At 64.1% G+C, this 14,422-nt stretch carries 17 protein-coding genes; 2 read left to right on the top strand and 15 right to left on the bottom strand.

The annotated features are described in order from the left end of the window. Window positions 1-125: 125 nt before the first annotated feature. The 15 genes from queC to RLO07_RS10690 form a co-directional block, all read right to left on the bottom strand. Entirely contained in the window at window positions 126-827 is a 702-nt protein-coding gene (gene queC, locus RLO07_RS10760; protein WP_462292142.1) for a 7-cyano-7-deazaguanine synthase QueC, read from the bottom strand. Beyond that, on the bottom strand, window positions 811-1,506 hold the full coding sequence (gene queE, locus RLO07_RS10755; RefSeq protein ID WP_462292141.1) for a 7-carboxy-7-deazaguanine synthase QueE: 696 nt from the start codon (window positions 1,504-1,506) through the stop codon (window positions 811-813). Before queE ends, queC begins: the two co-directional genes overlap by 17 nt. A 21-nt stretch (window positions 1,507-1,527) precedes the next feature. Continuing rightward, complete coding sequence (gene ybgF, locus RLO07_RS10750) at window positions 1,528-2,454, bottom strand: tol-pal system protein YbgF (protein ID WP_462292140.1); 927 nt, start codon at window positions 2,452-2,454, stop codon at window positions 1,528-1,530. A 13-nt stretch (window positions 2,455-2,467) separates the two neighbouring features. Continuing rightward, window positions 2,468-2,998: a peptidoglycan-associated lipoprotein Pal gene (pal, locus tag RLO07_RS10745; RefSeq protein ID WP_462292139.1), complete on the bottom strand. Its 531-nt coding sequence runs from the start codon at window positions 2,996-2,998 to the stop codon at window positions 2,468-2,470. A gap of 54 nt (window positions 2,999-3,052) precedes the next feature. Beyond that, window positions 3,053-4,354, bottom strand: coding sequence for a Tol-Pal system beta propeller repeat protein TolB (gene tolB, locus RLO07_RS10740; protein WP_462292138.1), 1,302 nt, complete (start codon window positions 4,352-4,354; stop codon window positions 3,053-3,055). Then, window positions 4,354-5,151: a cell envelope integrity protein TolA gene (tolA, locus tag RLO07_RS10735; protein WP_462292137.1), complete on the bottom strand. Its 798-nt coding sequence runs from the start codon at window positions 5,149-5,151 to the stop codon at window positions 4,354-4,356. The genes tolB and tolA overlap by 1 nt, the downstream gene beginning before the upstream one ends. Next, the gene (tolR, locus tag RLO07_RS10730) at window positions 5,148-5,570 is read right to left on the bottom strand and encodes a protein TolR (protein WP_462292136.1); all 423 of its coding nucleotides are present in this window, start codon (window positions 5,568-5,570) and stop codon (window positions 5,148-5,150) included. The genes tolA and tolR overlap by 4 nt, the downstream gene beginning before the upstream one ends. A gap of 8 nt (window positions 5,571-5,578) precedes the next feature. Further along, window positions 5,579-6,289: a protein TolQ gene (gene tolQ, locus RLO07_RS10725; RefSeq protein ID WP_462292135.1), complete on the bottom strand. Its 711-nt coding sequence runs from the start codon at window positions 6,287-6,289 to the stop codon at window positions 5,579-5,581. Window positions 6,290-6,304: 15 nt separating this feature from the next. Then, window positions 6,305-6,718, bottom strand: coding sequence for a tol-pal system-associated acyl-CoA thioesterase (gene ybgC / locus RLO07_RS10720; RefSeq protein WP_462292134.1), 414 nt, complete (start codon window positions 6,716-6,718; stop codon window positions 6,305-6,307). Beyond that, window positions 6,715-7,773 carry a Holliday junction branch migration DNA helicase RuvB gene (ruvB, locus tag RLO07_RS10715; RefSeq protein WP_462292133.1) on the bottom strand — a complete coding sequence of 353 codons (1,059 nt, stop codon included), beginning with the start codon at window positions 7,771-7,773 and terminating at the stop codon, window positions 6,715-6,717. The genes ybgC and ruvB overlap by 4 nt, the downstream gene beginning before the upstream one ends. Further along, window positions 7,773-8,387, bottom strand: a complete 615-nt coding sequence (ruvA, locus tag RLO07_RS10710) for a Holliday junction branch migration protein RuvA (protein ID WP_462292132.1) — start codon at window positions 8,385-8,387, stop codon at window positions 7,773-7,775. The genes ruvB and ruvA overlap by 1 nt, the downstream gene beginning before the upstream one ends. Window positions 8,388-8,405: 18 nt before the next feature. After that, entirely contained in the window at window positions 8,406-8,924 is a 519-nt protein-coding gene (gene ruvC / locus RLO07_RS10705; protein ID WP_462292131.1) for a crossover junction endodeoxyribonuclease RuvC, read from the bottom strand. A 51-nt stretch (window positions 8,925-8,975) separates the two neighbouring features. Then, on the bottom strand, window positions 8,976-10,760 hold the full coding sequence (gene aspS, locus RLO07_RS10700; RefSeq protein WP_462292130.1) for an aspartate--tRNA ligase: 1,785 nt from the start codon (window positions 10,758-10,760) through the stop codon (window positions 8,976-8,978). A gap of 58 nt (window positions 10,761-10,818) precedes the next feature. Further along, window positions 10,819-11,139, bottom strand: a complete 321-nt coding sequence (locus RLO07_RS10695) for an FmdB family zinc ribbon protein (protein ID WP_462292129.1) — start codon at window positions 11,137-11,139, stop codon at window positions 10,819-10,821. Between the two features lie 192 nt (window positions 11,140-11,331). Then, window positions 11,332-11,766: an HU family DNA-binding protein gene (locus RLO07_RS10690; protein WP_462292128.1), complete on the bottom strand. Its 435-nt coding sequence runs from the start codon at window positions 11,764-11,766 to the stop codon at window positions 11,332-11,334. A gap of 294 nt (window positions 11,767-12,060) precedes the next feature. On the opposite strand from RLO07_RS10690, the gene RLO07_RS10685 reads away from it, so the two are divergent. Both RLO07_RS10685 and RLO07_RS10680 read left to right on the top strand, forming a co-directional pair. After that, window positions 12,061-13,773: a proline--tRNA ligase gene (locus tag RLO07_RS10685; protein WP_462292127.1), complete on the top strand. Its 1,713-nt coding sequence runs from the start codon at window positions 12,061-12,063 to the stop codon at window positions 13,771-13,773. Between the two features lie 8 nt (window positions 13,774-13,781). Continuing rightward, window positions 13,782-14,402 (top strand): lytic transglycosylase domain-containing protein, encoded by a 621-nt coding sequence (locus RLO07_RS10680; RefSeq protein WP_462292126.1) that lies wholly within the window; start codon window positions 13,782-13,784, stop codon window positions 14,400-14,402. The last annotated feature ends 20 nt before the right edge of the window (window positions 14,403-14,422 follow it).

Below are 14,422 nucleotides of genomic sequence, written 5' to 3'. Positions count from 1 at the left end.
CGACCAATTGGTTAAAAGCCAACTGCTCTACCAACTGAGCTAACGGCCCCGAAAGAGCTGCGTATAGTACGGATTTGGGTATAAAACTCAAGTGCTTTTTTACGTCATCGCCGCCTATTGTCCCGCTATGACCGGTAACGGGTAGGATCGGCGATGCCCGCCTGGCTGAAGCCCTCGCGTCGCAAGCGACAGGAGTCACACTTGCCGCAGGCCAGGCCCTGCCCGGTAGCCTGATAGCAGGACACGGTGAGGGCGTAGTCCACACCCAGGGCCGTGCCCGCGCGGATGATATCGCCCTTGGACAGGTCCATCAGCGGTGTGTGGATAGTGAGCTTTTGCCCCTCGATACCGGCGCGGGTTGCCAGGTTGGCCATGGTTTCGAAGGCGGCGATGTACTCGGGGCGACAGTCGGGGTAGCCGGAGTAATCCACCGCGTTGACGCCGATGAAGATGTCGTTGGCACCGAGCACCTCGGCCCAGCCCAGCGCGATCGACAGGAACACGGTATTGCGGGCAGGCACGTAGGTGATGGGGATACCGGCGGTTTCTTCTTCCGGCACGGCAATGGCCATGTCCGTCAGGGCAGAGCCACCGATGCTGTCCAGGTTGAGGGTGACCACCTTGTGCTCGACGTCACCCAGGGCGGCGGATGCCCGCGCCGCCGCCAGCAGTTCCGCCCGATGACGCTGGCCGTAGTCAAAGCTCAGGGTGAAACACTGGTAGCCCTGCGCCCGTGCCATGGCCAGTACGGTGGTGGAGTCGAGGCCGCCGGACACCAGGATGACCGCGCGCCGGCCCTTCCCCACCTGCTCAGCGGCCGGGCTCATCGTTCCACAGCAGCTTGTGCAACTGTAGCTGCAGTCGCACCGGCAAATTGTCCGCCAGGATCCACTCCGCCAGTTCGCGGCCCTGGAGCTGGCCGTGGCTGGGCGAAAACAGCACATCGGATACCCGCTCCGCGAGCCGGTACTCATCGAGCTTGAAGCGCGCCCAGTCGTAGTCGGCACGATCGCAGATCACGAACTTGACCTGGTCATTGGGCGTCAGATAAGCGATGTTGGCGTAGTCATTGCGGTGAGCCTCGCCCGAGGCCGGCGTCTTCAGGTCCAGCACCTTGACCACTCGCGGATCCACATCCGCGACCGGGAGCGCGCCGGAGGTCTCCAGTGACACCTCATAGCCGGCATCGCAAAGGGACGCCAGCAGCGGCAGGCAAGCGGGTTGCGCCAGCGGTTCGCCGCCGGTCACAGTGACATGGCGCGGTCGGTGACTGGCCACTTCCGCCAGTACCCGCGCCATGCTCCACTGCTCGCCGCCACTGAAGGCATAGGCGGTATCACAGTAGACACAGCGCAGGGGGCAGCCGGTGAGGCGCACGAATACGGTGGGCAGGCCCACGGTGCGCGCTTCTCCCTGCAGGGAGTAGAACACCTCGGTGATGCGCAGGGAAATGTCTCCCGCGTCGGCGGACGCCGCAGCGGGAGTTCGGAGTTGAGTGCTTGCCATGGGCTTGAGGCTGACCGGCGGTCAGTAGTTCTCGCTGATGAAATCCTGCGCCAGCTTGACCGCGGCACTGTTGCTGGAGCCGAACTCGCTGATCACGCGATCCAGAAATTCGCGGGCGCGCTCACGATTGCCCTTGGTGTAATGAATGCGGCCCAGTTTGAACAGGGCATCAGGCACCTTGGAGTCCTGCGGGTACATGTCAAGCAGCAGCATGAATGACTGCCGCGCGGCCTCCGGGTCTGGCGGCGATGTCACCAGGTACAATTCGCCCAGCCAGTAATGGGCGTTGGGGGTAAAGCGCCCGGACGGATAGTCCTGCAGGAATTGCTGGAATGCTGTGACCGCCTGGTTGAACTGCTGGCTGCGCACCAGCGCATAGGCAGCCTGGTAAGCCTGCGCCTCGCCTGGCTGCGCTTCGGCGGCCGGCGGCGCTACCGCAATCGGCGAAGACCGCGGCGCTGCCGGTTCTGCAGCAGGTGCCGATGCCGACAACTGCTCCGTGGCCTCGGGAAGTGATTCCACCGAGCCGCCGGCCAGCAGTCCCAGACGACGGTCGAGATCAATATAGCGCTCCAGGCTCTGGGCCTTGAGGGTGCGCAATTCGTGCGCCTGTTCCTCGACCAGACCGTTGAGGCGCATCACTTCCTGCTGCAGTTGCTGCACTTTCAACAGCAACTGGCCGGCGTTGCCACTGGCACTGCCGACCGGGGCTGCCGGGCTTTCTCCCTGCAGCGCCGGAGCGGCTGGGGCAGAGCCGATACCATAGCTGGTAACGGGGTAGGACTGGGCAGGTTGCACAGAGGTAGAAGACGACGGATTCGCAGCAGCCGCGGCGCGCTCTGCCTCGACGTCGATATAGTCCTGGGCGTATGCAGTGGCCAGAAAGCAGAACGGGCCGACCGCGAGGGCCAACCCGTTTGCCAACAGCGCTTTGCTGAAGTAAGGCATGCGCTACCGCGCCCTACTTGAGCTCAACGCGACGGTTCTGCGACCAGTTGGCTTCGCCGGAACCGTAAGCGATGGGCTGTTCTTCGCCATAGCTGACCGTTTCAATACGGTAGCTGGGGATGCCGTTCACGACCATGTAATCGCGCACGGTGTTGGCACGGCGCTCGCCCAGCGCCATGTTGTATTCACGGGTACCGCGCTCATCAGTGTGGCCTTCCAGGCGCACGCTGCGATCGTTGGTCCGCAGCAGGGCGATATGGGCATCCAGCGCAGCCTGGGCCTGGGGCTTCAGGTTGGAGCTGTCGTAGTCGAAGTAGAACACGTTGCCCACGGCGGCGACGGCGTCTTGCAGGCGCTGCTGCTGGGAACCAGCGGCCTCCGCATCAGCGGCGGCGGCGCGCTCGGCGGCGGAACGGGCAGCAGCTTCGGCTGCGGCAGCAGCAGCGGCGTCATCGTCCTTGGTGTCCTTGCTGGAACAGGCCACCAGAAACGCGGCGACGAACAGTAGAGTCAGTGCCTTGCCAGCAACAGTCAGATGTTTCATTGTGGTTCTTTCCTTGCGAATGATGGTTAATGACATTGGTTACAACCGTCGTTTTCAACGACTTAGATATGGTGACCATGCCGGTTCACGGACGTCGCCTTCGCGCGCCGGTAAACGGAATTTCACTCCACCGTCCACGGAGACGGCGGCAAGAATGCCCCGGTCGCCGGATTTGGTGCCATACAATACCATAGAGCCATTGGGGGCGATACTGGGACTTTCGTCGAGCTCGGTGCTGGTAAGCACCTGCAGGCGGTTGCTTACCAGGTCCTGCAGCGCAATGTGGAAGCGCCCGCTGGACTGGTGCACCATCACCATATTGCGCCCGTCCTGGGCCATGCGCGCCCGGGCGTTGTAGGTGCCCTCGAAGGTGACCCGTTCGGTGGCCCCGCTGCGCAGGTCATAGCGGTAGATCTGCGGGCGCCCGCCACGGTCGGAGGTAAACAGCAGCGACCGGCCATCCGGCATCCAGGCAGGCTCGGTGTCAATGGCGTAGTGGCGGGTAATCTGGGTCAGCTGCTTGCTCCGCAGGTCCATCAGGTAGATATCGGGGTTGCCGTCCTTGGACAACACCATGGCCATGGTATTGCCATCCGGCGACCACGCCGGCGCGCCGTTGAGGCCGCGGAAATTGGTCAGCTGCTCGCGCACGCCCGTGGCCAGTTCCTGACGATAGATCGCCGGACGGCTGGTCTCGAAGGAGACGTACGCTATGTGCATCCCGTCCGGGGACCAGGTGGGTGCCATGATCGGCTCGCGGGATTCCAGCAGCACGATCGGGCGGGCGCCGTCGGAGTCGGCCAGGGTCAGGCGGTAGTAGTCCTTGCCGCCCGGGTTGCGGGTCACGGACACGTACAGCAGGCGGGTGGCAAAGGCGCCGGGGATACCGGTCAGGGTTTCATAGACTTCGTCCGCCACCCGGTGGGACAGCATCCGCGCCTCGTTGACATGGCCCTCTTCATAGCCGTGCAGTACGCGCGCCTGGCGGTTGACGTCGAACAATTCGTACTCGATCCGCATCTGCACCGGCCCGGTCACCGACACCCTGCCGATCAGCACGTACTCGGAATTGATCGCGCGCCAGTCGCGGTAAAACACCTGCTCCTGGGTAGTGGGCCGGGCCAGCATGTCGCCGCGGTCAACCGGCTCGAACTGGCCGCTGCGGGCGAGATCGTCATCGATAACCTGGGCCACATCGGCCGGCGGCGCCCCGCTGCCCTGCCAGGCAAAGGGTACTACCGCAATCGGCGTGGGGTTATCCATGCCCTGGGTGATTTCAATGACCAGTTGCGCGCGAGCGCTCATCGCCACCAGGGCAATCACCGTCCCCAGTATCACTGCTGTCAGATGTTTCATCAGTAACGTAGATCCTCTGGTCTGAATAACAGGCGAAAACGCCGGAAGTTCTGTTCGAACTCACGCGGCGGCAGGTTCTTGAGCTCGGGGAAGTTGCCCGCGCGCTCGACCGCGGCAATGGCGGAACGGTCGAACGCGGAATCTCCGCTGCTGCGCAATACGCTCACGCTCACCACCTCACCGGTGGGGATCAACTGTATGGACAACAGAACCTCCATTCCGTTGCGGGCGCTGGGCGGGCGGCTCCAGCGCCGCTCCACGGTCTGCTGGATCAGGGAAGCATAGCTGGCGGCCAGCTCTGCGGACGCGGCGGCGGCGCGCGCGGCCTGCTCCTCGGCAGCCTTGCGCGCCGCCTCCTGCCGCGCCGCTTCCGCCAGCTCCTGCGGTGAAGGGCGAGGGGGCTCGGGCTTCGGCTCGGGCTTCGGTGTCGGTTTTGGGTCTGGCTTTGGCGCGGGCTTGGGCTCTGGCTTTGGCTTTGGTTCCGGCTTGGGCTCCGGCTTGGGCTCCGGCTTGGGTGCCGGTTTCGGTTCCGGCTTGGGCGCCGGCTTGGGCGCGGGTTTAGGTTCCGGCCTGGGTGCAGGTTCTGGCGCAGGTTCAGGCTTTGACTGTATCTCGCTGACATCCACCAGCGTCGCATTGATGACTTTCGGCATCGGCTTCGGTTTCAGCACCCGTTCCTCGGAGCTGGACCAGTTCGCCGTCAGCAGAAAGATGACGAGCGCATGCAGCAGCACAGTCGCCAGCGCCGGGCGCAGGATGATGCGCGGCGTTACCGGCTTGGCGTAGATAGAGTTCACTGGGGTGGCTCTGTCACCAGTCCGACGCTGGGGGCGCCCGCTTCCTGCAGGGCGGCCATCAGGGTGACGACCTCGCCGTAGGGAACAGCGCGGTCACCCCACACCAGCACCGGCTTTTCCGGGCTGCGGCGCATGACCGCGCCGACGCGCTGGGTGATGGTCGCCAGCTCGAGGGCCTGCTTCTCGTCCTCCCCGAGGTTGAGGAACAACTGGCCGCTGCTGTCGATGGAGATGATCAACGGCTCGCTGTCCTGATTGTCCACCGGGTCGGCATCGGCCGTGGGCAGCTCGACCTTCACACCCTGCATCAACATCGGCGCGGTCACCATGAATATGATGAGCAGTACCAGCATGACGTCGATATACGGAACGACATTGATGTCGGCCATGGGGCGGCGTTTGCTGCGGGACCTGGGCATGGCGGCGGTTACCCCGTTTTCCTGTCGCGCGCACGCACGGCATAGGCCTGACGGTAGAGAATGCTGGAAAACTCATCGACAAAGGTGTCGTAGCGATTGAGGAACATGTCCATCCGACTGGCAAAGCGGTTGTAGGCGAGTACTGCGGGAATGGCGGCGAACAGGCCCATGGCGGTGGCGATCAGGGCCTCGGAGATGCCCGGGGCCACCGTGGCCAGGGTCGCCTGGGTGGTGGTGGCGAGGCCGCGGAAGCTGTTCATGATCCCCCAGACGGTGCCGAAGAGGCCGATGTAGGGGCTGGTGGAACCCACCGAAGCCAGGAAGGACAGGTGCTTTTCCAGGCGCTCCTCCTCCCGCAGCATGGCAACCCGCATGGCCCGGCGCGAGCCCTCGATCACCGCCTCGGAATCCATCTCCGACTGTTTCGCCAGGCGCGAGAACTCCTTGAAACCGGCGCGGAAGATGCTTTCCATGCCGACGATCATCGCGCCATCGGCCGTGCGCTCATTGCCCTCGCGGTAGAGTTGGGACAGGTCGATACCGGACCAGAAGCGCTCCTCGAACTCGAACATCTCCTCGCGGCCGTTGCGGAAATAGATAAACCGCTGGACGATCATGTACCAGGAGGCCATGGAGGCCGCCAACAGGGTCAGCATGACCAGCTGCACGGTGAATCCGGCCTCGAGAATCAGGTCGATAATACTCAGTTGTGCTTCCAAGTGTCGGGCTCCCCCTCAATGAATCTGCGCGGCGCGCAGGGTGTCCAGCATGTCCCGTGGCAGCCGCCGCGGCCGTACCCCGGCCCGGTCGACACAGGCAATGGTGACCTCGGCGGAGGCCAGCAATTCCCTGCCGCGGCGAATGGCCTGGCGCAGCACCAGGGTGGCGCCGCGCGCCTCCGCCAGGGTCGCGGCCGCCTCCAGTTCATCATCCAGCAGCGCCGGGGCCCGATAGCGGATGGCCACGTCCCGCACCACGAACATCAGGTCGTGGTTGAAGATGTAGTCCTTGCCAAAGCCCAGGCTGCGCATGAATTCGGTGCGGGCGCGTTCCATGAATTTCAGGTAGTTGACGTAGTAGACGATGCCACCGGCATCGGTATCCTCAATGTAGACTCGCAGCTTAATTGAAAATTCCGCCGCACTCACGCGTTCTCGTCCCGATCGGGCTGCAGTGGTAATTGTGCCGTTTCCGGCGTGCGCCCGGCGGGCAGGCCGAAGTGCAGATAGGCGTTACGGGTCACCATGCGTCCGCGCGGGGTCCGCACCATGTAGCCCTGCTGGATCAGGTAGGGCTCCAGCACGTCCTCGATGGTGCCGCGCTCCTCGGAAATCGCGGCGGCGAGGCTGTCCACGCCCACCGGGCCGCCGTCGAACTTCTCGATCATGGCCAGCAGCAGGCGCCGATCCTGGTGGTCGAAACCCAGGTGGTCCACACTCAGCATGTCCAGCGCGCGGTCCGCCACCTCGGCGGTGATGTGGCCGTCGGCCTTGACCTCGGCGTAGTCGCGCACTCGCCGCAGCAGCCGGTTGGCGATGCGGGGCGTGCCGCGCGCGCGACGGGCAATTTCGGCGGCGCCGTGACTGTCGATGCCGATACCCAGAATGGCCGCCGAGCGGGCGACGATGGTGGCCAGATCCGCCACCTGATAGAACTCCAGCCGCTGCACGATGCCAAAACGGTCCCGCAGGGGCGAGGTCAGCAGCCCGGCGCGGGTAGTGGCGCCGACCAGGGTAAAGGGCGGCAGGTCCAGCTTGATGGAACGGGCCGCCGGGCCCTCGCCGATCATGATATCGAGCTGGTAGTCCTCCATCGCCGGGTAGAGAATTTCCTCGACCACCGGACTGAGGCGGTGGATCTCGTCTATAAAGAGGACATCCCCCGGCTCCAGGTTGGTCATCAGGGCGGCGATGTCGCCGGCTTTCTCCAGCACCGGGCCGGAGGTGGTCTTCAGGGACACACCCATTTCGTTGGCAATGATGCTGGCGAGTGTGGTCTTGCCGAGGCCGGGGGGACCAAAGATCAGGGTGTGGTCCAGGGGCTCGCTGCGGCCACGCGCAGCCTGCAGGAAAATGGCCATCTGGTCGCGCACGACCGGTTGGCCAATGTACTCTGCCAGGGTCTTCGGGCGGATCGCCCGGTCCAGCAGCTCCTCGCGCTCGCCCCTGGCCTGGGGCGCAATCAGGCGATCGGTTTCAATCATCAGCGGCTCACCACGGCTTTCAGGGCGCGGCGGATCAGGTCCTCGCTGTCGGCAGCGCTGTCATCGTTGACCGCCGCTATCATGCGCGCGGCCTCGGCGGGCTTGTAACCGAGGGCAACCAGCGCCCCCTCGGCATCCGCCACCTTGTCATTGGCCGGTGTGTAACCGGTAGCCGGAACCGCAGTGCCAGCCTCCGCCCACTGGCCCAGCCATTGTTTGAGCTTGTCGCGCATTTCCACCAGCAGGCGCTCGGCGGTTTTCTTCCCCACGCCGGGCAATGCCACCAGCGCCGACAAGTCGTCCCGCTGGACACAGCGGGCAAACTCCGTGGCATCCATGCCCGAGAGAATCGTCAGCGCCAACTTCGGACCGACGCCACTGACCTTCACCAGCTGCCGGAACAGGGCGCGGTCGCGTTCATCAATAAAGCCGTACAACAGCTGCGCATCCTCGCGCACGACGAAATGGGTCAGCAGGGTAACGTCCGCCCCCAACTCGGGAAGCTGGAACAGGGTGCTCATGGGAACCTGGATGTCATAGCCCACTCCGGCCACATCCACGAGAATGTCCGGGGGCTGTTTGTGCACCAGGGTGCCGCGTATCCTGCCTATCATGATTCTGCCACCGTTGCGCTAGCGCATCCGCCGCCGGCGCACGGAGGTGGCGCCGGCGATGTTTATCATACTGTGTTGGGTGTGGGCGTGACACAGGGCGGCTGCGAGGGCGTCAGCGGCATCCTCCTGCGGCTCCGCCGGCAGCTTCAGCAGCACCTTGACCATGTGCTGGACCTGGCTTTTGTCGGCGGCGCCGGTGCCCACCACCGCCTGCTTGATCTGGCGCGCGGAATACTCGGCTACCGCCATGTCCTGCGCCACACAGGCGACGATGGCGGCGCCCCGCGCCTGCCCCAGCTTGAGCGCGGAACCCGCGCTCCTGGCCATGAATACCTGCTCGATCGCCAGCTGGTCGGGGCAGTGCAGCAGCACCAGTTCGGTGACGCTGGCGTAGATGACCCGCATGCGCTCGGACAGATCGCCTGCCGGCAGGCGGATAACGCCGCTGGTCAGGTACTCGCTGCGACCGGAGACGTAATTGATAATGCCAAAACCCGTTTTGCGGGAACCGGGGTCGATCCCGAGGATGACCGCCATACTGTACTCCGAGCGCTGCCTGGAACCCCTGATCTGTATGAATCTACAGTATTATGCGGGCGGGTCCAACTCCCGTTTGGCCTGGCGCAGGCGGATATTGAGTTCCTTGAGCTGCGCTTCCCTGACTTCGCCCGGCGCATCCGTGAGCACGCAGTGGGCGGTCTGGGTTTTCGGGAAGGCGATGACATCGCGGATCGACTGCGACCCGGTCATCAGCATCACCAGCCGGTCGAGGCCGAAAGCGAGACCGCCGTGAGGCGGTGCGCCGTATTGCAGCGCCTGCAGCAGAAACCCGAATTTCTCCTCGGCTTCCTCGTCGCTGATACCCAGGATGCGGAACACAGCCTCCTGCATCTCGCGCTGGTGGATGCGGATGCTGCCGCCGCCAAGCTCAGTGCCGTTCAGCACCATGTCATAGGCCCGGGACAGGGCGGCTGCCGGGTCCGCCACCAGCGCCTCCGGGGAACAGGAGGGCGCGGTGAACGGATGGTGCAACGGGGTCAGGCCGCCATTGCCGTTATCCTCGAACATGGGGAAGTCCACCACCCACAGGGGCGCCCAGCCGGCGCGAACCAGACCCTGGTCCTGGGCCACCTTGAGGCGCAGGGCGCCCAGCGACTCGTTCACCACCGCCGTGCGATCGGCGCCGAAGAAGATGATGTCGCCGTTCTGCGCGCCCAGACGCTGCATCAATTCCGCCACCACCGCTTCCGGCATGAACTTGAGGATCGGCGACTGCAGCCCCTCGACACCGGCGGCGAGATCGTTGACCTTGATCCAGGCCAGCCCGCGGGCGCCATAGATACTGACAAATTTGGTGTAGTCGTCAATCTCCTTGCGGCTGATGCCGGCGCCGCCCGGCACTTTCAATGCCGCAACGCGGCCACCGGGATCGTCCGCGGGACCGCGGAATACCTTGAATTCCACCTGCTGCATCAGGTCGTCGATGCTGACCAGCTCCAGGTCGATGCGCAGGTCCGGCTTGTCGGAGCCGAAGCGCTCCATGGCCTCGGCCCAGGACATGCGCGGGAAATCGCCCAACTCCACCGCCAGCACGGTACTGAACAGCTGCCGGATCATGCGCTCGGTGATCGCCATGATCTCTTCCTCGTTGAGGAAGGAGGTCTCGATATCGATCTGGGTGAATTCCGGTTGCCGATCGGCGCGCAGATCCTCGTCGCGAAAGCATTTGGCGACCTGGTAGTAGCGGTCGAAGCCGGACACCATCAGCAGTTGCTTGAACAGCTGTGGCGACTGCGGCAAGGCAAAGAAGTGCCCCGGGTGGGTGCGGCTGGGAACCAGATAATCGCGGGCGCCTTCGGGGGTGGCCCGGGTCAGGATCGGCGTTTCGATATCGAGGAAACCCTCGGCGTCGAGGAAATTGCGCACCGCGGTGGTGATCTTCGCCCGCAGGATCAGGCGATTCTGCATCTCGGGGCGGCGCAGATCCATGTAGCGGTACTGCAGCCTGACATCCTCACCGACGTTGGTATATTCATCCAGCTGGAACGGCGGGGTGCTGGCGCTGTTGAGGATTTCCAGCTCCTTGCCCAGGACCTCGATCTGGCCAGTCGCCATGGCCGAATTCACCGTGGCCTCGGTACGGGCACGGACCCGGCCCTTTACCTGCAGCACATACTCGCTGCGTACCCGATCGGCGCGCTGGAAGTGCTCCCCGGTGTCCGGGTCAAATACCACCTGCACGATGCCAGCCCGGTCACGCAAATCAAGGAAAATGACGCCGCCGTGGTCGCGACGACGGTCCACCCAGCCACACAGGGTTACCGTTTCGTCGATGTTGGCTGTGCCCAGGGCGCCACAATAATCACTGCGCATAATTCCGTTCCGTCAGTTGTCAGGTTGGCCCCGGGGGGCAGGGTCTAGTGACACGACACTAGCTGGCGGGCTTCGCCTCGCCGCCCTTGGGGGCGGCCTTGGAGGCGCCTCCGCTGTCGGCCACCGCCGCGGGGGCCGCTGCAGCCGCAGGCGCGGAGCCCTTGTCGTCACCGCTGGCTGCAAGGTTCTTCTTGCCGCCGGTCTTGAAATCGGTCTCATACCAGCCACCGCCCTTGAGGCGGAAGCCGGCTGCGGAAATCTTCTTGCGCAGCTGGGCCGCGCCGCAGGCAGGGCAATCCACCAAAGGCGCGTCACTGACTTTCTGCAGCGCCTCGTGCAGGTGGCCACAGGACTGACACTGGTACTCGTAAATCGGCATGGAGTGTACTCGCCAGTAAAAGGAAAGGGGCAGTAAAATTCGAGGCGCGGATTTTACCCTATGGCAGGGCGCAGGCCAATACAGAAGAATTTGGGAAAATCGGGGAGGGATGCGTGCCCCTGCACCAGACCGTGCCGAGGCGAGGAGAGCCTTGCCCCGCCCGCAGCCGCGGACAGGGCCTGCTGCCGGCGCTCAGTCGGCAGCGAAGTCCTTCATTTTCTTCAGCGGGCGCACTTTCACTGCAACGCTGGCCGGCTTGGCCTTGAAGGTGGTTTCTTCGCCGGTGAAGGGGTTGATGCCCTTGCGTGCCTTCTTGGCGGGCTTCTTCACGGTGGTGATCTTCATCAGGCCAGGCAGGGTAAACTCGCCAACCGCACGCTTCTTGAGGCTGCGCTCCATCAGCGACTCCAGTTCGTTCATGACGTCGCCGACCTGCTTCTTGCTGAGGCTGGTGGATTCCGCGATGGAGGCCACGATCTGGGTCTTGGTGAGTTTGTCCTTGATTACGGGTGCCGCCTTCTTGGCAGGTGCGGCCTTCCTGGCGGGTGCTGCCTTCTTGGCCGCTACTTTTGCCGTTGCCGCTTTCTTGGCAGGTGCCTTCTTCGGTGCTGCTTTTTTCGTAGCCATAATTTTTCAACCTTCGTTCAAATGAGTTGGGACACGCATCCGAGCCAGACTGGCCAACACCACCTCTGCCGCCACCGGACTCAGAAACAGATATTAACCATGAAACGCTGTAATACAAGGGTTTCCCGCGTACGATGGCAAAAAAACCCTGTTTTTGCTGCATTTTGCCGTTTTTTAGCCGACAACTCCGGCACTTGTGCGCCCTGCTCGCCACATGCCCGCCAACCCTGTACCGGCGCTGAGTTCGGACGTAAACTGAACGGCCTCCAAATCACCCCCAATGGACCCGAGCAAATGCGCACCAGCGACTACCTGATCAGCACCCAGAAAGAGACCCCGGCCGATGCGGAGGTCATCAGCCACCAGCTGATGTTGCGTGCCGGGCTGATACGCAAGCTGGCTGCCGGACTGTACACCTGGCTGCCGATGGGTCTGCGCGTATTGCGCAGGGTCGAAAAGGTGGTGCGCGAGGAGATGGATGCCAGCGGCGCCATCGAAGTCAGCATGCCGGTGGTGCAGCCGGCGGAGCTGTGGCAGGAATCCGGCCGCTGGGAACAGTACGGCCCGGAGCTGCTGCGGATACAGGATCGGCACCAGCGCGACTTCTGCCTGGGGCCCACCCACGAAGAGGTGGTCACCGACCTGGTGCGCAACGAGGTCAAGAGCTATAAGCAGCTGCCCCTGAACCTGTATCAGATCCAGACCAAGGTGCGGGATGAAATCCGGCCGCGCTTTGGCATCATGCGCGGCCGCGAATTCCTGATGAAGGACGCCTACTCTTTCCATATCGACCAGGCCTCACTGGAAGCGACCTACCAGGTGATGCACCGCACCTACAGCAACATCTTCACCCGCCTTGGCCTGGAGTTTCGCCCGGTGATTGCCGATACCGGCAGCATCGGCGGCAGCGCCTCCCATGAGTTCCACGTACTGGCCCACGCCGGTGAAGACGCCATCGCCTTCAGCGACAGCAGCGACTACGCGGCCAACGTCGAGATGGCCGAAGCCCTCGCTCCGACCGAGGCGCGTCCATCGCCATCCGCAGCCATGGCGGAGGTCGCCACCCCCGGGGTGCGCAGCATTGAGGAGCTGGCAACGCTGCTTGCGGTGCCCGCCGCGCGCACGGTGAAAACCCTGATCGTGGAGGGCGATGAGCCGGGGACCCTGGTCGCGCTGGTGCTGCGTGGCGACCACCAGCTGAACAGTATCAAGGCCGAGAAACTGGCCGGCGTCGCCAACCCCCTGGCCATGGCTGGCGAGGAGTCCGTGCGGGCAGCTTGCGGTGCAGGTTTTGGTTCCCTTGGACCGGTTGGCCTGCCGCTGCCGGTGATCATCGATCGCAGCGCCGCCCAGCTGGCAGATTTCATCTGCGGCGCGAACCGCGACGACATTCACCTCACGGGAGTGAACTGGGAGCGGGACTGCCCTCTGACCCGAGTGGAAGACCTGCGCAATGTACAGGAGGGCGACCCCAGCCCCGACGGCCAGGGCTCACTGCTGATCCGGCGCGGGATCGAGGTGGGTCACATTTTCCAGCTCGGGAGCAAGTACAGCGAAGCCATGCACGCCCAGGTGCTGGACGAGAACGGCAAGAGCGTCACCATCAGCATGGGCTGCTACGGCATCGGCGTCAGCCGCATCGTCGCGGCCGCCATTGAGCAGAACCACGACGAGCGCGGCATCATCTGGCCCGAGGCCATGGCGCCGTTCCAGCTCGCCATCGTGCCCCTGAACATGCAGAAGTCAGAGGCGGTTGCCGAAAGCGCCCTGTCCCTGTACCAGCAGTTCCGCGATGCCGGCATCGATGTGTTGCTCGATGATCGAAACGAGCGACCCGGCGTCAAGTTCGCCGACATGGAACTGCTGGGCATTCCCCACCGCCTGGTCATCGGCGACCGGGCCCTGGCCGAAGGCAACCTGGAGTACAAGGGCCGCCGTGACGCGGAGGCGACGCTGATCCCGGTCGACGCCGTGGTCGCCGACGTACTCGGCCGCCTGCAGCACTGACACTCGCCATGGCAGCTAGCGACAAGCCGGCGAGGTTGTGCTGGCAGGTTCTGGCAACGGTCCTGCTGCTGGCACTGCTGGCACCGTTTGCGGGCAGCCAGCCACAGGACCCGGAGGAGCGCGCTGCACTGAGGGCCTTCCTCGACCAGACCATCAACAGCGCCGACAGCTTCGCTGACCGCTACGATGCCGAGGTCTGGCTGGTGGACATGTCGGCGCGCCTGCAGCGGTTCGTGAAAAACTCGGAGGAGCGGCTGCTGTTGCTGCGCCAGGTACACGCGGCTGCGTCCAGGGCGTCACTGCCACCGGAGCTGGTGCTGGCGGTGATCGAAGTGGAGAGTCATTTCGACCGCTTTGCCATTTCCCCCGTCGGCGCCCAGGGCATGATGCAGGTAATGCCGTTCTGGAAGAACGAAATCGGCCGCGCCGATGACAACCTGACCATGAACCTGACCAACTTCGAGTATGGCTGTCGCATTCTGCAGTTCTACCTGCAGCGGGAAAAGGGTGATCTGCACCGGGCCCTGGCGGCCTACAACGGCAGTCTCGGCAGCCGGCGCTACAGCAACAAGGTCTACCAGGCCTGGACCAGGCACTGGCGCACGGGGCCGCTGCCCTGGTCGCGCTGACAGCCCCGGATCGCGTCGAT

The organism is Haliea sp., assembly GCF_040221975.1.
GTDB lineage: Bacteria > Pseudomonadota > Gammaproteobacteria > Pseudomonadales > Halieaceae > Haliea.
This window is presented reverse-complemented; position numbering and strand designations above follow the sequence as displayed.